This is a genomic window from Actinoplanes sp. NPDC089786, from assembly GCF_040684855.1.
GTDB lineage: Bacteria > Actinomycetota > Actinomycetes > Mycobacteriales > Micromonosporaceae > Actinoplanes.
In genome coordinates this window covers 1563173-1580008 of the sequence record NZ_JBFBGU010000001.1, presented here as the reverse complement: position 1 = coordinate 1580008, position 16836 = coordinate 1563173, and the positions used below count along the sequence as shown (strand labels likewise).

General features: G+C 70.1%; 19 protein-coding genes and 1 pseudogene. 8 read left to right on the top strand and 12 right to left on the bottom strand.

Going from position 1 to position 16836, the window contains the following annotated elements; translation table 11 throughout:
- Window positions 1–44: 44 nt before the first annotated feature.
- From AB0O15_RS07665 to AB0O15_RS07640, 6 genes are all read right to left on the bottom strand, one after another.
- Window positions 45–1091 carry a phosphatidate cytidylyltransferase gene (locus AB0O15_RS07665; protein WP_364315392.1) on the bottom strand — a complete coding sequence of 349 codons (1047 nt, stop codon included), beginning with the start codon at window positions 1089–1091 and terminating at the stop codon, window positions 45–47.
- Window positions 1091–1648, bottom strand: coding sequence for a ribosome recycling factor (frr, locus tag AB0O15_RS07660; RefSeq protein WP_364315390.1), 558 nt, complete (start codon window positions 1646–1648; stop codon window positions 1091–1093). The genes AB0O15_RS07665 and frr overlap by 1 nt, the downstream gene beginning before the upstream one ends.
- 32 nt (window positions 1649–1680) lie before the next feature.
- Window positions 1681–2457, bottom strand: a complete 777-nt coding sequence (pyrH, locus tag AB0O15_RS07655; protein ID WP_364315387.1) for a UMP kinase — start codon at window positions 2455–2457, stop codon at window positions 1681–1683.
- Between the two features lie 96 nt (window positions 2458–2553).
- Window positions 2554–3384: a translation elongation factor Ts gene (tsf, locus tag AB0O15_RS07650; protein WP_364315385.1), complete on the bottom strand. Its 831-nt coding sequence runs from the start codon at window positions 3382–3384 to the stop codon at window positions 2554–2556.
- A 36-nt stretch (window positions 3385–3420) separates the two neighbouring features.
- The gene (gene rpsB, locus AB0O15_RS07645) at window positions 3421–4401 is read right to left on the bottom strand and encodes a 30S ribosomal protein S2 (protein ID WP_364315383.1); all 981 of its coding nucleotides are present in this window, start codon (window positions 4399–4401) and stop codon (window positions 3421–3423) included.
- Window positions 4402–4614: 213 nt separating this feature from the next.
- Window positions 4615–5208, bottom strand: coding sequence for a hypothetical protein (locus tag AB0O15_RS07640; protein WP_364315381.1), 594 nt, complete (start codon window positions 5206–5208; stop codon window positions 4615–4617).
- A gap of 146 nt (window positions 5209–5354) precedes the next feature.
- Between AB0O15_RS07640 and AB0O15_RS07635 the strand changes: the two genes are divergently transcribed.
- From AB0O15_RS07635 to AB0O15_RS07625, 3 genes are read left to right on the top strand one after another with little or no spacing between them, the layout of a single operon-like run.
- Window positions 5355–5714, top strand: a complete 360-nt coding sequence (locus tag AB0O15_RS07635; RefSeq protein WP_364315378.1) for a YraN family protein — start codon at window positions 5355–5357, stop codon at window positions 5712–5714.
- Between the two features lie 57 nt (window positions 5715–5771).
- Window positions 5772–7364, top strand: a complete 1593-nt coding sequence (locus AB0O15_RS07630; protein ID WP_364315375.1) for a YifB family Mg chelatase-like AAA ATPase — start codon at window positions 5772–5774, stop codon at window positions 7362–7364.
- Between the two features lie 2 nt (window positions 7365–7366).
- Entirely contained in the window at window positions 7367–8629 is a 1263-nt protein-coding gene (locus tag AB0O15_RS07625; RefSeq protein WP_364315372.1) for a DNA-protecting protein DprA, read from the top strand.
- A gap of 19 nt (window positions 8630–8648) precedes the next feature.
- On the opposite strand, the gene AB0O15_RS07620 is transcribed toward AB0O15_RS07625, so the two are convergent.
- Window positions 8649–8834 carry a DNA-binding protein gene (locus tag AB0O15_RS07620; protein WP_364317120.1) on the bottom strand — a complete coding sequence of 62 codons (186 nt, stop codon included), beginning with the start codon at window positions 8832–8834 and terminating at the stop codon, window positions 8649–8651.
- 909 nt (window positions 8835–9743) lie between these two features.
- Here AB0O15_RS07620 and AB0O15_RS07615 point away from each other — a divergent pair.
- Both AB0O15_RS07615 and AB0O15_RS07610 read left to right on the top strand, forming a co-directional pair.
- Complete coding sequence (locus AB0O15_RS07615; RefSeq protein WP_364317118.1) at window positions 9744–9998, top strand: hypothetical protein; 255 nt, start codon at window positions 9744–9746, stop codon at window positions 9996–9998.
- Between the two features lie 569 nt (window positions 9999–10567).
- Window positions 10568–10972, top strand: coding sequence for a winged helix-turn-helix domain-containing protein (locus AB0O15_RS07610; RefSeq protein ID WP_364315370.1), 405 nt, complete (start codon window positions 10568–10570; stop codon window positions 10970–10972).
- 325 nt (window positions 10973–11297) lie between these two features.
- Here AB0O15_RS07610 and AB0O15_RS07605 read toward each other — a convergent pair whose 3' ends face one another.
- Window positions 11298–11735, bottom strand: a complete 438-nt coding sequence (locus AB0O15_RS07605) for a DUF6636 domain-containing protein (protein ID WP_364315368.1) — start codon at window positions 11733–11735, stop codon at window positions 11298–11300.
- Between the two features lie 54 nt (window positions 11736–11789).
- Here AB0O15_RS07605 and AB0O15_RS07600 point away from each other — a divergent pair, with 54 nt between their 5' ends.
- From AB0O15_RS07600 to AB0O15_RS07590, 3 genes are all read left to right on the top strand, one after another.
- Complete coding sequence (locus AB0O15_RS07600) at window positions 11790–12728, top strand: tyrosine recombinase XerC (protein WP_364315366.1); 939 nt, start codon at window positions 11790–11792, stop codon at window positions 12726–12728.
- A gap of 17 nt (window positions 12729–12745) precedes the next feature.
- Window positions 12746–13927 carry an aminotransferase class V-fold PLP-dependent enzyme gene (locus AB0O15_RS07595; protein ID WP_364315364.1) on the top strand — a complete coding sequence of 394 codons (1182 nt, stop codon included), beginning with the start codon at window positions 12746–12748 and terminating at the stop codon, window positions 13925–13927.
- A gap of 316 nt (window positions 13928–14243) precedes the next feature.
- The gene (locus tag AB0O15_RS07590) at window positions 14244–14687 is read left to right on the top strand and encodes an AAA family ATPase (protein WP_364315361.1); all 444 of its coding nucleotides are present in this window, start codon (window positions 14244–14246) and stop codon (window positions 14685–14687) included.
- Window positions 14688–14707: 20 nt separating this feature from the next.
- Here the strand turns inward: AB0O15_RS07590 and AB0O15_RS07585 are convergent.
- The 4 genes and pseudogenes from AB0O15_RS07585 to AB0O15_RS07570 form a co-directional block, all read right to left on the bottom strand.
- A pseudogene (locus AB0O15_RS07585) lies at window positions 14708–15079 on the bottom strand (peptidoglycan DD-metalloendopeptidase family protein); the annotation flags it as partial.
- 130 nt (window positions 15080–15209) lie between these two features.
- Window positions 15210–15533, bottom strand: coding sequence for a DUF2469 domain-containing protein (locus tag AB0O15_RS07580; RefSeq protein ID WP_285682857.1), 324 nt, complete (start codon window positions 15531–15533; stop codon window positions 15210–15212).
- Entirely contained in the window at window positions 15530–16339 is an 810-nt protein-coding gene (locus AB0O15_RS07575) for a ribonuclease HII (RefSeq protein ID WP_364315359.1), read from the bottom strand. Before AB0O15_RS07575 ends, AB0O15_RS07580 begins: the two co-directional genes overlap by 4 nt.
- On the bottom strand, window positions 16339–16794 hold the full coding sequence (locus AB0O15_RS07570; RefSeq protein WP_364315356.1) for an NUDIX domain-containing protein: 456 nt from the start codon (window positions 16792–16794) through the stop codon (window positions 16339–16341). Before AB0O15_RS07570 ends, AB0O15_RS07575 begins: the two co-directional genes overlap by 1 nt.
- Window positions 16795–16836: the final 42 nt, after the last annotated feature.

The window sequence follows — 16836 nt, the reverse complement described above, 5'->3', positions numbered from 1 at the left end:
GGCGTGTCCAGTCTCCCACGCCCCGGCATGTCGTCACTCATCGCTTACCCCGGCGGCGCGATCAGTGTCAGCAGCAGATAGGCCGTGGGCACCGCGAACAGGATCGAGTCGAGCCGATCCATCAGGCCACCGTGGCCGGGCAGGAGCTGACTCATGTCCTTGATGCCGAGGTCGCGCTTGAGCATCGACTCGGCCAGATCGCCGATCACCGCGACGACGGCGATCGTCGCGCCGAACAGCAGGCCCCACCAGACCTTCGCGTCGAGCAGGAAGTAGAGCAGCAGGCCGCTGCCGATCGCCGAGGCGAACACCGAGCCGCCGAAGCCCTCCCAGGACTTCTTCGGGCTGATCGCCGGGGCCATCGGGTGCTTGCCGAGGAAGACGCCGGCGGCGTAGCCCCCGGTGTCGGAGAGGATCACCGCGATCAGGGTGCACAGCACCCGCCAGTGACCGTCCTTCTCGGGCAGCGCCATCAGGACGCCGAAGCTGATCAGGAACGGCACGTACACCGCGATCAGGAGGCTGGCGCGGAAGTCGATGCGGAACTGTCGCGGCCGGTCGGCCAGCCGCCAGACGATCGCGGCGAGCACGGTCACGACCAGGCCCAGGACGACCGCGTCCTCACCGGCGAACCAGGCCAGCCCGGTCATCAGCAGGCCGCCGCCGATCAGCGGCACCATCGGCGGTTCGGCCCCGGTGACCCGCAGGGCGCGGACCATCTCCCAGATGGCGACGGTGGCCGCCGCGGCGATCACCGCGAGGAAGGCCGGTCGCCAGATGACCAGCGAGGCCAGCACGGTGAGGCCGAGGCCGGTGCCCACGGCCAGGGCCGCGGGCAGGTTGCGCCCGGCCCGGCCGGAGGTGCTCGAGCCGGCCCGGCGCTTGCCCTTGCCCCGCGGTCCGGCGGTCAACTCGTACTCCGCCTCCGAGGTCGAGGTAGCGGCGGTGGGCGCGACCCAGGGCGCGGCCGGGGGCGGCTCCTCCGCGGCGGGCGCCCAGTAGGCGGCGTACGGATCCGGGTCGCCCGCGGGGGACGACCGGTCACCGGAGCCGGGGTGGGGCGGCCCGCCACGGGGATCGAGGTATGACATCAGACCTCGAGCAGTTCTGATTCCTTGTGCTTCACCAGGTCGTCGACGACGGCCACGTACCGGTGCGTGACGTCGTCCAGCTCCTTCTCCGCCCGGCGGCCGTCGTCCTCGCCCGCCTCGCCGTCCTTGACCAGGCGGTCGAGCTGCTCCTTGGCCTTGCGACGGACGTTACGGATGGCCACCCGGCCCTCCTCCGCCTTACCGCGGGCAACCTTGATCATCTCGCGGCGCCGCTCCTCGGTCATCTGCGGCAGGTGGATGCGCAGCTGCGTACCCTCGTTGTTGGGGTTGACCCCGAGGTCGGAATCGCGGATCGCGCGCTCGATCGGGCCGAGCTGCGTCTGGTCGTACGGCTTGACGATGACCATGCGCGGCTCAGGCACGCCGACCGACGCCATCTGGGTCACCGGCGTCGGCGCCCCGTAGTAGTCGACGACGATCTTCGAGAACATCGCCGGTGTGGCGCGTCCCGTGCGGATCGCGGCGAACTCCTCCTTGGCGTGTTCGACCGCGCTCTCCATCTTCTCCTCGGCCTCGAAGAGGGTCTCCTCGATCACCGCCGTCGCCTCCTTGGCTCGATCCTGCTTGCTCAGTTGTCCTGCTGCTCGGCGGTGATCAACGTACCGATCTTCTCGCCACTGACGGCGCGGACGATCGTGTCATCACCCTGTGCGCCGAAGACGAGCATCGGGAGGTCGTTCTCCTGGCACAGGCTGAAGGCGGCCTGGTCGGCCACCCGCAGACCCTGCTGGAGGACCCCGGCGAAGGTGATCGTCTCGATCTTGCGGGCGGTCGGGTCGGTGCGCGGGTCGGCGGTGTAGACGCCGTCGACGCCGTTCTTGCTCATCAGCACCAGGTCGGCGTGGATCTCGAGGGCACGCTGCGCGGTCACCGTGTCGGTGGAGAAGTACGGCATACCGGCGCCCGCCCCGAAGATCACCACGCGGCCCTTCTCGAGGTGCCGGATGGCGCGGAGCGGAATGTACGGCTCGGCGACCTGGGCCATCGTGATCGCGGTCTGCACCCGCGTCTCGATGCCCTCCTTCTCCAGGAAGTCCTGGAGCGCGAGGCAGTTCATGACCGTGCCCAGCATGCCCATGTAGTCGGCCCGGGACCGGTCCATGCCGCGCTTCTGCAGCTCGGCGCCGCGGAAGAAGTTGCCGCCGCCCATCACGACCGCGACCTGCACACCGCGCCGGATGACGGTGGCGATCTGCCGGGCGATGCCCTGCACGACATCCGGGTCGACGCCGACCTCGCCGCCGCCGAAGACCTCGCCGGACATCTTCAGCACGACCCGCCGCGGGCGCACGGCCGGCGGCGCTGGGTCATCGATCCGAACGGCCTGCTCGGTCACCATCGTCATGGAATCCGCCTTCCCCATCCGGCTACTGCAGAGACCCTATGTGAACAGGAGGCCGGGCGCAGAATCGCGTACCCGACCTCCTCTCCGTGCTCTTGCTTACTCCTGGCCGACCTCGAAGCGGACGAACCGGGTGATCTCGATCCCGGCCTCCTTGGCGATCGCGGCCACGGTCTTCTTGTTGTCCGTCACCGACGGCTGCTCGAGCAGGACGAAGTCCTTGAAGAAGGAGTTCACCCGACCCTCGATGATCTTGGGCAGCGCCTGCTCGGGCTTGCCCTCCTCACGAGCGGTCTGCTCGGCGATCCGGCGCTCCGACTCCACCGTCTCGGCGGGGACGTCGGCCCGGCTCAGGAACTTCGGCCGCATCGCGGCGATCTGCATGCCGACGCCGCGGGCGTCCGCGTCGGCGGCCTCGTCGTCCTTGCCGGAGTACTCGACCAGGACGCCGACCTGCGGCGGCAGGTCCTGCGCCTTGCGGTGCAGGTAGACCGCCACGTTGCCGTCGACCTCGGCGAACCGGTTGAGCACGATCTTCTCGCCGATCTTGGCCGAGAAGTCCTGGATCGTGTCGGCGACCGTACGGCCGTCCGGCAGCGTCGCCGTGCTCAGCGCGGCGGCGTCGGCGACCTTGCTCGCGGCGCCCAGCTCGACCAGCTGCTGACCCAGGGCCACGAAGTCCGGGGTCTTGGCGACGAAGTCGGTCTCGCAGTTGAGCTCGAGCAGCGCCTTGCCGGAGTGCGCGACGATGCCGTTCGCGGCGGTCCGGCCGGCCCGCTTGCCGACATCCTTCGCACCCTTGACGCGCAGGAACTCGACGGCCGCGTCGAAGTCGCCGCCCGACTCCTCGAGCGCCTTCTTGCAGTCCATCATGCCGCTGCCGGTCAGGTCGCGGAGCTTCTTCACGTCCGCGGCGGTGTAGTTAGCCATGACTCGCTCTCTTGATGTCTGTGCTCAGCGGCGTCTTTACTCGGCGGCCGGGGCCGCGGCGACCGGCTCGGCCTTCTTCTCGGCCTCGGGGGCGGCCTCAGCAGCCGGAGCAGCCTCGGTGGCAGCCTCAGCGGCGACCGGAGCGGCCTCAGCGGCCGGCGCGGCCTCAGCGGCGACCGGAGCAGCCTCAGCGGCCGGCGCGGCCTCGACGTCGGCGGCCTTCTTCTCGGCGCCCTCGTAGAGGTCGCGCTCCCACTCGGGCAGCGGCTCGCCGGCGGCGACGGCACCCGGCTCGGGCTTGGCGTTGGCGTCACCGGACTTGCGACCGGACCGGGCGATCAGACCGTCGGCCACCGCCGTGGCGATCACCCGGGTCAGCAGCTCGGCCGAGCGGATCGCGTCGTCGTTGCCCGGGATCGGGAAGTCGACCTCGTCCGGGTCGCAGTTCGTGTCGAGCACGGCGATCACCGGGATGCCCAGCTTGCGGGCCTCGTCGACGGCGATGTGCTCCTTCTTGGTGTCGACCACCCAGATCGCGGACGGCACCTTGGTCATGTCCCGCAGGCCACCCAGCGTCTTCGTGAGCTTGGTCTTCTCACGGAAGAGCTGCAGGGTCTCCTTCTTGGTGTACCCGGCGGCGGTGCCGGTCAGGTCACCCAGGCCCTCGAGCTCCTTCATCCGCTGCAGGCGCTTGTAGACCGTCTGGAAGTTGGTCAGCATGCCGCCCAGCCAGCGGTGGTTCACGTACGGCTGGCCCACCCGGGTGGCCTGCTCGGAGATGGCCTCCTGAGCCTGCTTCTTGGTGCCGACGAAGAGGATGTGGCCACCCTCGGCGACGGTGTCCCGCACGTACGAGTAGGCCTTCTCGATGTAGTCGAGGGTCTGGCGCAGGTCGATGATGTAGATACCGTTGCGCTCGGTGAAGATGAATCGCTTCATCTTCGGGTTCCAGCGCCGGGTCTGGTGCCCGAAGTGGACACCGCTCTCCAGCAGCTGGCGCATGGTCACGACGGCCATGGTGAATTGCTCCTTGTTATCCCTGGTTGACACGCCCACCGGCCGGTGGGCGTCCTGGCGCCCGGTCGTCGGCCGCAGGCGGACCCGAGAAGACGGGACCAGGGAGGGCCGCCGCTGCGCTGCGTCACCGGCGAGGAGCCGATGGGCGGCGTGCAGAGGGCGCGCGAGGTCGACCGCACGAGGCGGTCGCCGTGGCCAAGCATACGCCCTCGCTTATGCCGCCCCTAACCCGGCGGCCAGGAGCACCAGAAGGCCGATCGGGAGGTACACGTGGGGCGGGCGGAGCCATTCGTTGCGGTCGGCCGGGACGGCGCCGGCCAGCGCGTACAGGCCGCCGCCGGTGAGCGGGAGACCCAGCGTGAGCAGCACGGCCGGCACCACCCCGCCGGCCTGCATCGGCCCGTCACCGAAGGTGGCGTTGATCAGCAGCATGATCGCCGGGATCATCAGGACGCCGGTGACGGCGAGCATCAGAAGGGCGGAAAGGGTACGGCGGGTACGGAACATCCGATTCGCCCGTGGTGGCGCCGGCTGGTAACGGTTCACCGGCGGCACCACGCTGGTCGCCTCGTTGTACGGCTGGGTCTGCCCGTAGGTGGCCGGGGCCGGCGCGTCGGCCAGCGAGGTGGCGCCCGGCGGGCGGACGGCCGGGTATTCCGGCCCGCGCACCGGCGCCCGGGTCTCCTCGATCGCGTGGCTGCCCGCCGGCGGCCGCTGATACACGCCCGAGTCGTACGGGTTACCGGTGCTCTGACCGGTGTACCAACTGGGCTGCGGCTCGTCGGGGTACCGGCGGTTTCCGTCCACGAGATGGGAACTTAGGCGACCACGCTCCGCAACGCCACCGCTGACCGGTTATCACATCGGGCCGATCACTGAGCGGTTGTCCACAGTAGCTCTCCGTCCACAGCCCCCCAGGCCGTCGCCCGCTCCGCCGAGCCACCGTGTCCGCCATGACAAAGGTGCGAAAAGCGGTCGGCGAGTACGGCGAACACGTCGCGGAGCGATACCTGACCGCGGCCGGGCTGGTCGTCCTGAACCGCAACTGGCGATGCTCCGACGGCGAGGTCGACCTGGTCCTCCAGGACGGCGACGACATCGTGTTCTGCGAGGTCAAGACCCGGCGCAGCGGGGCCTTCGGGCGCCCGGTCGAGGCCGTCCACTGGCAGAAGGCGCGGCGCCTGCGGCGGCTGGCGGCCCGCTGGCTCGCCGAGGCGACAACCCATCCGCGCGAGGTCCGCTTCGACGTGGTCGAGGTGATGCCCCAGCCCCAGGGCGCCGCCATGGTCGAACACATCCGCGCGGCGTTCTGAGATGAGCTACGCACGGGTGCTGTGCGCCGGCCTGATCGGCATGGAGGGCCGCATCGCATGAGCTACGCACGTGTTCTTTGCGCGGGCCTCCTCGGGATGGAGGGCCGGATCGTTGAGATCGAGGCTGATCTCGCTCCCGGTCTGCCGGCCGTGATCCTGACCGGCCTGCCGGACAAGGGGCTGAACGAGGCCCGGGAGCGAGTTCGGGCCGCCGTGGTGAATTCCGGACAGACGTGGCCGCAGAGGCGCATCACGGTCAATCTCCAACCGGCAACCATGCCGAAGCACGGCAGCGGGTTCGACCTGGCTATCGCGTGCGCTCTACTCACGGCGGCGGGTGACCTGCCGGCAGCTCCGCTGGACGGGGTGGTCCTGCTCGGCGAGCTAGGTCTCGACGGCGGGGTCAGGTCGATACGTGGTGTTCTGCCGATGGTCGCGGCCGCCGTTCGCCATGGGGTGAGCCGGGTCGTCGTACCGATTGCCAACGCGCGCGAAGCTACGGCCGTCCCTGGGATCGACGTCCGCGCCGTCGACACCCTCGAGCGACTGATCTCCTTCCTCCGTAGCGAGGCACACCTTCTGGACCTGCCCGACATCCCCGAGCCGCCACCTGCTTCACCCGGTCTCGATCTCGCCGATGTCGCCGGTCAAGAACTGGGCAAGTACGCGATCGAGGTCGCGGCGGCCGGTGGCCATCACGTCGCGTTCTTCGGTCCGCCCGGCGCCGGCAAGACCATGCTGGCCGAGCGGCTGCCTTGGATCCTTCCTGAACTGGACGACGACGCGGCGCTCGAGGTGACCGCCATCCAGTCGATCGCCGGAGTGCTCCCGCCGCACTCGACCTTGGTCCGGCGACCCCCCTTTCAGTCACCACACCACACCGCGAGCACGTCAGCACTTGTCGGTGGTGGCACCGGCATCGCCAAGCCTGGCGCGATGTCACTCGCACATCGCGGTGTGCTTTTCCTGGATGAGGCCGGCGAGCTCGCTCCCAGCACGCTGCAGGCGCTTCGACAGCCGCTCGAAAGCGGCCGAGTCATCGTGGCGCGGGCCAACGGGACAACGGAGTTTCCGGCGCGCGTGCAGATGGTCGTCGCCACAAATCCCTGTCCGTGCGCTCAACCCGCCGGTGATCAGGCATGTATCTGCGCGCCGGCGATACGCCGCCGCTATCTGGCCCGCATCTCCGGGCCGCTGCTCGACCGGATCGATATCCAGGTCCACCTACGCGCACTGAGCGCGGCCCAATTGATGACCAACGACGCGCCGACCGACTCGTCGATGATCATCGCCGAGCGGGTGGCGAAGGCACGGGCCGCGGCGGCGGCTCGTTGGTCCATGAACGGTTGGCAGACCAACGCCGAAGTACCCGGCCCTCAGCTGCGCCGACCACCTTGGCGGCTGCCGAACAACGACACCAAGGTCTTGCGCACCGGACTCGACCGGGGCCGGTTGTCGGTCCGAGGCTTCGATCGCGTCTTGCGGCTGGCCTGGACCATCGCCGACCTGGACGGCAGACAGCGTCCGAGCCGAGAAGACGTGGACGAGGCGGCACAGCTACGGATGGGCGAGGAACGAGCCGACCGAATCAACCGGCCGTTCTCATTCTCCCCCTCTGCGAACCGGACCACAGCTTGGAAGGAGCCGTGATCGTGGCTGGGGACAGCTCGCCGGCGGATCGGGACGAGGATGTGGCCGCCCGGGTCGCGCTGACCTGGCTGGCCGAGCCCGGCAATCGCGCGATCTGGACGATGGTCCAACAGGTCGGTGCTCCGTCCACACTGGACGTGCTGCTCGCTGGGCGGGCTCAGGACTCGGCTCTGCGTACGGGAGTGGCGGCGCGCAGTGCCAAAGGTGACGCGCGGCGGCTGGCGGAGGCGGCGTTGCGCCATGCGGAGCGGCTGGGGACGCGGATCGTCATCCCGACCGACGACGAGTGGCCGGCCGGGGTGGAGGCGCTCGCCACGCTCGAGGTGCCCACGCCCGGGAAGATCAACCGCGACGTCCGGCCGCCGCTCTGTGTCTGGGTGCGCGGCGGCTGGCCGTTGGGCGAGATCCTGGAGAAGTCGGTCGCGGTGGTCGGCGCGCGGGCGGCCACCGGGTACGGGACCCATGTCACGACCGATATCGCGTACGGGCTGGCCGAGCACGAGTGGACGGTGGTGTCGGGCGGGGCGTTCGGCATCGACGCGGCGGCTCATCGGGCGGCGCTGGCGGCCGGCGGTCGTACCGTGGCCGTGCTGGCCTGCGGGGTCGACCGGCCGTACCCGTCCGGGAACGCCTCCATGTTCGAACGGATCGCCGAGACCGGTCTGCTGATCAGCGAGTGGCCGCCCGGCTCGGAGCCGTTGCGGCACCGCTTCCTGATCCGCAACCGGGTGATCGCCGCCGCCACCCACGGCACGGTGATGGTCGAGGCGGCCGCCCGCAGCGGCGCCGTCCAGACGCTGGGCCGGGTCCTGGAGCTGCACCGCAAGGCGATGGTCGTGCCCGGCCCGGTCACGTCGGCCATGTCGGTCGGCTGCCACGAGCTGATCCGCGCCAACCCGGCCGTCCGCATGGTCACCGGCCTCCCCCACGTGCTGGAAGAGATCGGGAAGATCGGCGACTACGAGGCGGAGCGCCCGCGCGGCCCCGAACACCAGCGCGACCATCTCGACGAAGAGTCGGCCCTGCTGCTGGAGGCGATTCCCAGCCGCGGCCCCGCCGACCCGGCCGAGCTGGCGGCCAAGGCCGGCCTGAGCCTGCGCACGGTTCTCCGCCGCCTGTCCCTCTTGGAGACCCTCAACCTGATAACCCGCCACCCCAACGGCCGAGTCACGCTGCGCCCATCGGCGCCCCGGAACCGCGGCGCAGCGGCAACCGCTTCCCCGGCGCCGGGGAAGTCAGAAGATCAGGAGGCTGTCAGTGAGTGACTCGCGGGAGCCGGCCGGCTCAGTCCTCGGGGTCGTCGATGTCGCGGCGATGGACCTTCATCCACCCCTCGACGTCCTCGGTCAGCCAGACCTTGCCCTGGGCGAGATCGGCGACGGGCTTGGGGAAGTCGGCGCGGCTGGTGATCTGGTACGCCCGCTGCCGACTGACCCCACCCAGGCGGATGCGGATCTCGTGCGCACCCATCAGTCGGATCTGCTTCGCTGCCACGAGATCACCGTAGGCGCGAGACTATTAGTCTTTTATCAACTTCACGGGAGACAGCTAGTCGTCGGTCAACTAGGCTAGCCTCATGAACACCAGACGCGAGTCACCCTCGCCGGTGCCGTTGGCACCACTACACCGCCGCAGCTGGCGCACCCTTTGGCGCCGCTGCTCCTGCGGCCTCCCCGAGCCCTGCGTCGACAGGGCAACGGAGACCGCGCTGGTAGAGCCCACGCTGGTCCTCCCCGCGATCACTGCCGAAACAGGTGTCGAACCAACACCGGAATGCGCCGTCGCCCCTCCTTGGTTCGCCTCACCAACCATTGCCGAAACCATTCGGCCAATGCCACGACCGTCCATTCCAGCCATTGCCGGAATCCTTCCCACCACCCACCCGTCACACAACCGAACCGATTCGAGTCCCCCCTTCAACCCGATGGCCCACACGGCCGCCACATTCACCAACCCCACCAAGGCGACGCACCCGACAACCCAGCGCTGCCCCCACCTCAACCACTCCCGACCACAACGCCCCACCACCCCAAGCCGCCCAACCGCACCCCCGGCGCCCATCGCGCCAGACGCGGCCTCCCCAAGCCTCCCGCCCAGAAGCGAAGCCGCTGCAAGACCGTTGCCACATCCCTCGCGGCTCAGCACCGGAGACAGAGCAGCCGCCAGGCCGAGACCCCGGTCCAACCAACCCAGTTCCGGCAGAGACCAGTCGACCGCCCATAGTCGACAGTCGGCGAAGGGTCGTCCTGCGATGCGGAGCAGGACACGCGACAACGACGATGACGGGCACCAGGTCGGGCGGGCAGGGAACCTCACTCCCGCGCAGGCCAGCAGATCCCGGCAAGCTGATCGACCCGCGCCACCAGCCAGCGCCTGGTGATGGAAGCGCAGCGGATCGAGCACTTCTGGGTCCGCCCCTCATGGGACTGCCGCACCTGCGAGCAGCCCTGGCCCTGCCCACAAGCGAAGGAGATGTTGCTGGACGAGTTCCGGCACTTCCCATCCGTGTTGTGCATCTATCTGGTCAACCAGCTGACGGATGCCGTGGAAGACATGACCGCCAACGGGCAGAGTCCGCCGCCCGACCTGTTCGAACGGTTCCTGGAGTGGGCGATCCCAGGGCCGAAACCCTGACCGCGCCACCGAGCTGACACGGCGAAGACGATAAGTCCGGCTCCAGAGCCTCCATCGCAGTAACCACCGGGGACCGCCCAGGCGACGAGTCCACGAGGTGGCGAACACTTGGAGGCCATAGCCGGCCCGCCGCCCCAGCCCGTTCCAAGCCACGCCCAGCCCGGCCCCGGCCCCGGCCCCGGCCCCGGCCCACCCCGTCGGCCCAGCCCGGCAGGTCCAGCAAGACAAGGTCCAGCAAGACAAGGTCCGGCCAAGTCCAAGGCCCAACGCGATCAACTCGGTCGCATCAAAGCGATGAAGAACCGAAAGTCCACACTCGCCAGTCACGGCCGCGATGCTCTAAGGCAGCGCAGGCACGGCCTGTCGCATCGGGAATCCACAGTGGTCTGGATAAGGTGGGCGACGGCCGGAGGAGACCGCTCGGGACGCGCCCTCGCGATGGAGCCAACCGACCGTCGCCACCCGCCGCCCGATCTAGCTCGGCCTTCTCAGTGCGGCAGAACTATCATACCTACATGGGACTGTACGTACAACGTGATGGAGCATCGTGGCCACGTAAGCTGGGTAACATGATCGACCCCTCGGCCGACCGCGCGGTTTTCCGGCAGCTCGCCGACATCTTGCGGAACCAGATCGAGTCGGGCGAGCTTGGTCCCGGCGACCCGTTGCCCAGCGAGTTGCGGCTGGCGCAGGAGTTCACCATCAGCCGCACCACGGTTCGGCAGGCCATTGCCCAGCTGCGCACCGAGGGGCTGGTCAGCGTCGAGCGGCCGCGCGGCACGTTCGTGCGGGTGCCCGAACAGGTCGAGGTCATCGTGCTCGCCCGCGGCGACCGGGTCGGCGCCCGCATGCCCACCGACGCGGAACGCCGGTCGTACCGGCTCGGCGAAGGCGTCCCCGTGCTCGTGGTCACGTCGACCGACGGCACCATCAAGGTCCACCCAGCCGATCGCGTCCACCTCCGCCGGCCGTAACAGCAGCCCCGCAGGCCATAACCATGGCCCGCCAGCCGAACCCGCGACCGCCGCCGATGGGGTGGACGGGCCACATCTTCGGGAAGATCGGCACCCCTAGCGGACGGTTTTCGCAACCATCCGGAGGGTTGTCGAAGCTCACCAATCACGCCTAGCGTCGGCATCAATGCACCGTCCATCTGAGACGGTGGACCGACCCCTGTGGTGCGGTCGCCCGAAGTCTGCCCCTGGGCGTCCGCACCACAGGCGAAGGCGAAGGGGAAGGCGAAGGCTCCATGGCAACACCGTAAGAAGCGGGTACGACAATCCGGCGCGCGTACCCCAGCTAGAAGATCTTGAACTCGGCCCGCGCAAGCGTGAAGCCCCGGCCCGACGGAGCATGGGTGCAACGCACGCCGGCGCTGGCGCTGTTGCAGACGAAGTCGCCGACCTGGACCGCCTTGCCGTAGTCGAGGATCTCGGCCGCGCCCATCACCGTGTCGCCGGCGCAGGTCAGCGTGGCCCCCTCGGCCGTGACGGTGATCGCGCTCCCCCACGCCTGCTGGCAGTCGGCGGGCTTGGCCGGCGGCTGCCACGTCTTCTCGCCGATGTCGCAGCGGGCCGACTCGGCGGTCACCAGGCAGCCGATGTTCTTCGACGGCAGGGTGAACTGGCGGGTGGCCGTGTTGCGCTCGCCCAGCCCGGTCTTGGCCTCTGGTTCCTCGTTCGAGGAACAGCCCACCAGGGACAGGGCCATGCCGATGATCACCAGGGCGCGCCGCACCACGGCAGGATAGGTCCTTGACGCCCGCGGGTCGAGCGCGGACCGTCAAGGGCGATGAGCACGCGGGAGATCCACGAGGCGCTGCCGCCGGCGATGCGCGAGGCGGCCGACGAGTTCGGCCTGCACCTGGCACGGGTCGAGAACCGGTCGGCGCACACCGTCCGGGCGTACCTCGGGGATGTGGTCTCGCTCCTTGATCACGCCGCGCGGGAGGGTTGCGCGTCGCCGGCCGACCTGGACATCGCTGTTCTCCGGAGCTGGCTGGCGGCGCGGCTGCGGGAGGGCGCGGCGCGGACGTCCCAGGCGAGGCGGGCGGCCGCGGCCCGGGCGTTCACCGCGTGGGCCCATCGCGAGGGCCGGGCCGGCGACGACGCCGGCGCCATGCTGTCGAGCCCACGGGCACATCGTGACCTGCCGACCGTCCTGCGCAGCGACCAGGCGGCCGAGCTGGTGGAGGCCCCGGCGGCCGCGGTCACCGACGATCCGGTGGCCGCCGCGATCGAGTTGCGCGACCGTGCCGTCCTCGAGGTTCTCTACGCGACCGGCATCCGGGTCAGCGAACTGTGCGGCCTCGACCTGTCCGACATCGACGACGGCCGCCGCGTGCTCCGGGTCTTCGGCAAGGGCGCCAAGGAGAGGACCGTTCCGTACGGCCTGCCGGCCCAGCGCGCCCTCGACGGCTGGCGCGACCGGGGCCGCCCTCGACTGACCACCCAGCGCGAGGCCCTGTTCGTCGGCCTCAAGGGCGGCCGCCTGCAGCAGACCGTCGTGCGCCGCATCGTCGCCGCCGCCGCCCAGGCCCGCGGCCTGCCGCACACCAGCCCGCACGACCTCCGCCACTCCGCCGCCACCCACCTGCTCGACGGCGGCGCCGACCTGCGCGCCGTGCAGGACCTGCTCGGGCATTCGTCGCTGTCCAGCACCCAGATCTACACGCACGTCTCGACCGAGCGGCTGCGCGCGGCATTCAAGCAGGCCCACCCCCGGGCCTGATCATCTACCCTTCAGTGATGAGAGAACCGCCACCCGCCATCCCCGGCGCGCGCCTGCTGTTCTCGCTCGACCCGGCCGTGTCCTATCTCAACCACGGCTCGTTCGGCGCCGTCCCGATCAGCGTGCAGCGAACCCAGCAGCGGCTGCGCGACGAGGCCGAGTCGAACCCGATGAAGTTCTTCCACCAGGGCCTCGACGACCGTGTTGTGCACACCCGCCGGCACGTGGCCGGTTTCCTGGGCGCCGACCCCGACGGCAGCGCGCTGGTCGGCAACACCACGATCGGCGTCTCCCTGATCCTCCAGTCGGTGCGCATCAGCGCCGGCGACGAGGTCCTGATGACCGACCACGCCTACGGCGCCGTGGCCCTGGCCGTCCGCCGCCAGTGCCGCCGCGCCGGCGCCACCGCCCGCACCGTGGCCCTTCCGCTGACCGCCACCCACACCGAGGTGGTCTCGCGCATCCGCAACGCCCTCCGGCCCGGCCGCACCAAACTCCTGGTGATCGACCAGATCACCTCGCCCACGGCCAAGGCCTTCCCGGTTCGCGACCTGGCCGCCGCCGCCCGCGAACACGACATCCCCATCCTGGTCGACGCCGCCCACGTCCCCGGCATGCTCCCGGTCGACGTGTCCGCCCTCGGCGCCGACTTCTGGGTCGGCAACCTGCACAAATGGGCCTTCGCCCCGCGCGGCACGGCCCTCCTGTCGGTGGCCTCCCCGTGGCGCCGCAAGATCGACCCTTTGGTCGTCTCCTGGGCTCAGGAGAAGGGCTTCCCCCACAACGTCGAGTTCCAGGGCACCCTCGACCCGACCGCCTGGCTCTCCGCCCCCACCGGCCTGTTCGTCCTGCGCACCCTCGGCGCCGACGCCGTCCGCTCCCACAACGCCGCCCTGGCCGCCTACGGCCAACGCGTGGTCGGCGAGTCCCTGGGCTACGCCCCCGACGACCTTCCCGACCCCGGCGACCCCCACGTATCGATGCGCGTCGTCCCCCTGCCCGCCGGCCTGGCCACCACCACCCCCGAGGCCCACGGCCTACGCGACCACATAGCCGACCAGCTCTCCATCGAAACGGCCATCAACGCCTGGGGCGGCCGCGGCTACCTGCGGCTGAGCGCCCAGATCTACAACACCCCCGACGACTACCACCGCCTGGCCGCCCGCCTCCCCGACTTCCTACGCCCCCTCCAACGCTGACCGCCCTTCCCAACCCAAGATCAAGAACCAGATGTCGCAGCGGGGTGGTGGGTACAGACCGCTGCTCCCGCCGAGGCCAGTCCGGGCGGCCACACGCTCCGCTTCCGCGCCCGCCCTCCCTGCACCCTGAGTGAGTGGTCACCCCCACCGCTAACGCGGCCCACCGCACCGCCCCCGCCGCCGCTAGGGTCCACCCACCCACCGGGTGGTAGCCCAAAGCGCCATCCCGCCCCCTAATACCGCCCAGACCTACCACCGCCAAGCGCAACGGGCGACACCAAAGCCGCCTGGCGGTGGGCGGGACATAGCCTTAGGCATGGCGCGAGTGCTGCTCACCGGAATGTCAGGCGCAGGCAAGAGCACCCTCCTCGAGGCCGTCGCCCGGCGCGGCTACACCACCGTCGACACCGACTACGACGGTTGGGAGCTGCCCGGCGCCTTGTGGGACGAGCCCAGGATGAGCGCGCTGCTCGCCGAGCACCCCACCATCGCCGTCGGCGGAACCGCGCAGAATCAGGGCCGCTTCTACGACAGGTTCGAGCACGTGATCTACCTCCGCGTCCCGCTGGAGGTGCTGCTCGACCGGGTGCGCGCCCGGACCAACAACCCCTACGGCAAGACCGCCGAGCAGCAGGCCGACATCACCCGCTACGTCGCCGAGGTCGAACCCCTGATCCGCCGGACCGCCACCCTCGAACTCGATGGCCGGCTGTCGGTCTCCGCGCTGGCCGACCGCGTGGAGAACTGCCTGTGTCAGTGACAGACACGACCACACGCATCTCAGAGCGGAAGCAACCGCACCCGCCCACGCCCCAGCAGAACCATCGGGTCGAGATAGACATCACCGCTCCGCAGCCCCCAGTGCAGGCAGGCCGGGGACGGACACCCCGGATGCCCCGCATCCACCCGCCCCAGAACGTCGCCGGCCCGGACCACGTCACCGACGGCAACCGCGGCCGTGACCGGCTCGTAGGTGGTCCGCAGCCCACCGGCATGCGACACGGTGATCACCCCGCGGCCGGCGATCACCCGGGCGACCAGGACCGTCCCGTCCCGGGGCGCCACCACTGCCGCCCCGACCACGGCAGAAAGATCAACCCCGCGGTGCCCGGCCAGCCACGGCGCCGCCGGCGGGTCGAAGGGACGAACGACCACCCCGGGCGCCACCGGCCCGAAGATCAACGCGAGAAGCAGCAACAGCATGCGGGAAAGCATGCCCAACCAGAAGGGCCCCCGAGGGGGCCCTGTGGATAACCGAAGAACTAGCCGGATGACCGAAGAACTAGCCGCCGAACCCGGCGTTGTCCGGCAACGAGATGTCGGGCTTCTCGAGCTCTTCCACGTTGACGTCCTTGAACGTCATCACGCGGACGTTCTTGACGAAGCGCGCCGGCCGGTACATGTCCCAGACCCAGGCATCATGCATCTCGACCTCGAAGTAGACCTCGCCGTCGGAGTTGCGGACGTGCAGGTCGACCTGGTTGGCGAGGTAGAAGCGGCGCTCCGTCTCCACGACGTAGGAGAACTGGCGGACGATGTCGCGATACTCCCGGTAGAGCTGCAGCTCCATCTCGGTCTCGTACTTCTCGAGATCTTCTGCGCTCATCGCTTCTCGCCCTCCATAACCTCATCTTCCCCCACCGCTGGCGATCGCCCCGGCGGCTCGCCCGACGCCACGCCGACGGTACCCCCCTCCGCAGGCCACAGCGTAAGCGGCTCGGCCGTGGTGACCGCCGGGCGCCGAGCGCGGGGCGGGCGGTTGCCGCGGCCGGAGGCGGCGGCCACGTTCACGTACGAGAAACGGTGCTCGGCGCACGGCCCATGCTTGGTCAGGGCCGCGCTGTGCTCGTCGGTGATGTAGCCCTTGTGTTCCGCGAAACCGTAGTCGGGGTACTGCCCGTCGAGCTCGACCATCATTCTGTCCCGGGTGACCTTGGCGAGCACGCTGGCCGCGGCCACGCAGGCGGCGATCCGGTCACCCTTCCAGACGGCCAGGCCGGGCGCGCCCAGCCCGTCGACCGGGAAGCCGTCGGTGAGCACGTAGTCGGGCCGGGTGGTGAGCGAGGCCAGCGCCCGGCGCATCGCGGCCAGGTTGCACACGTGCAGGCCGCGCTGGTCGACCTCGGCGGGCGGGATGACGACCACCGACCAGGCGAGGGCGCGCTTGACCACCTCGGCGTAGACCCGCTCGCGGGCCAGCGGGGTGAGCAGCTTGGAGTCGGCCAGTTCGGCGATCTCGCCGCGCTTGCCCTCGGGCAGCATGGCCGCGGCGGCCACCAGCGGGCCGGCACAGGCGCCACGACCGGCCTCGTCGGCCCCGGCCACGTTGCGGAAGCCGCGGCGCTGCAGGGCCCGCTCGAGGGCGTAGAGGCCGCCTTCCCGGCGGATCACGGTGCGTGCGGGGGTCAGCATCAGGCACCACCGACGAGCCGGCGGAGCAGGTCGGCCAGCTCGGCGGGGAAGATCTGCTCGTCCGAGGTGGCGATCTCGTCGGCCGACCACCACCGATGTGCGTCGATGGTGGCACGCTCCTCCGGGTCGAAACCGGCGGTGTCGACTTCCCACTCGTCGATCCGTACGAAATAGAAGTCTTGATCTTGCCGAAAGGTCCGGCCGTCGTAGCTGAACTCGGTCACCTGGTGCCAGACCGGCTGGCCGAGATCGTCCGGGCTGACCCGGAGGCCGGTCTCCTCGAACAGCTCGCGGGCGGCGCCCTGGGCCGACGTCTCGTCCGGCTCGAGGCCGCCGCCGGGGGTGAACCACCAGCGGAGGCCGGGCCGGGCCGGATCACTCCCGCGCAGCAGCAGGGTACGGTCGGCCCGATCGACGAGCACGACTCGTGCGGCACGGCGGTCGAGGACGGTCACGGCACCCACCTTATTGCGCCGACGGTCGATCTCTCGACCGCG

Excerpts from the sequence above, each read along its gene's own strand:
- AB0O15_RS07665 (WP_364315392.1), bottom strand. The coding sequence starts at position 1,091 with ATGTCATACCTCGATCCCCGTGGCGGGCCGCCCCACCCCGGCTCCGGT.
- pyrH (WP_364315387.1), bottom strand. The coding sequence starts at position 2,457 with ATGACGATGGTGACCGAGCAGGCCGTTCGGATCGATGACCCAGCGCCG.
- tsf (WP_364315385.1), bottom strand. The coding sequence starts at position 3,384 with ATGGCTAACTACACCGCCGCGGACGTGAAGAAGCTCCGCGACCTGACC.
- rpsB (WP_364315383.1), bottom strand. The coding sequence starts at position 4,401 with ATGGCCGTCGTGACCATGCGCCAGCTGCTGGAGAGCGGTGTCCACTTC.
- AB0O15_RS07635 (WP_364315378.1), top strand. The coding sequence starts at position 5,355 with ATGACAAAGGTGCGAAAAGCGGTCGGCGAGTACGGCGAACACGTCGCG.
- AB0O15_RS07630 (WP_364315375.1), top strand. The coding sequence starts at position 5,772 with ATGAGCTACGCACGTGTTCTTTGCGCGGGCCTCCTCGGGATGGAGGGC.
- AB0O15_RS07620 (WP_364317120.1), bottom strand. The coding sequence starts at position 8,834 with ATGGGTGCGCACGAGATCCGCATCCGCCTGGGTGGGGTCAGTCGGCAG.
- AB0O15_RS07615 (WP_364317118.1), top strand. The coding sequence starts at position 9,744 with ATGGAAGCGCAGCGGATCGAGCACTTCTGGGTCCGCCCCTCATGGGAC.
- AB0O15_RS07610 (WP_364315370.1), top strand. The coding sequence starts at position 10,568 with ATGATCGACCCCTCGGCCGACCGCGCGGTTTTCCGGCAGCTCGCCGAC.
- AB0O15_RS07600 (WP_364315366.1), top strand. The coding sequence starts at position 11,790 with ATGAGCACGCGGGAGATCCACGAGGCGCTGCCGCCGGCGATGCGCGAG.
- AB0O15_RS07595 (WP_364315364.1), top strand. The coding sequence starts at position 12,746 with ATGAGAGAACCGCCACCCGCCATCCCCGGCGCGCGCCTGCTGTTCTCG.
- AB0O15_RS07590 (WP_364315361.1), top strand. The coding sequence starts at position 14,244 with ATGGCGCGAGTGCTGCTCACCGGAATGTCAGGCGCAGGCAAGAGCACC.
- AB0O15_RS07580 (WP_285682857.1), bottom strand. The coding sequence starts at position 15,533 with ATGAGCGCAGAAGATCTCGAGAAGTACGAGACCGAGATGGAGCTGCAG.
- AB0O15_RS07575 (WP_364315359.1), bottom strand. The coding sequence starts at position 16,339 with ATGCTGACCCCCGCACGCACCGTGATCCGCCGGGAAGGCGGCCTCTAC.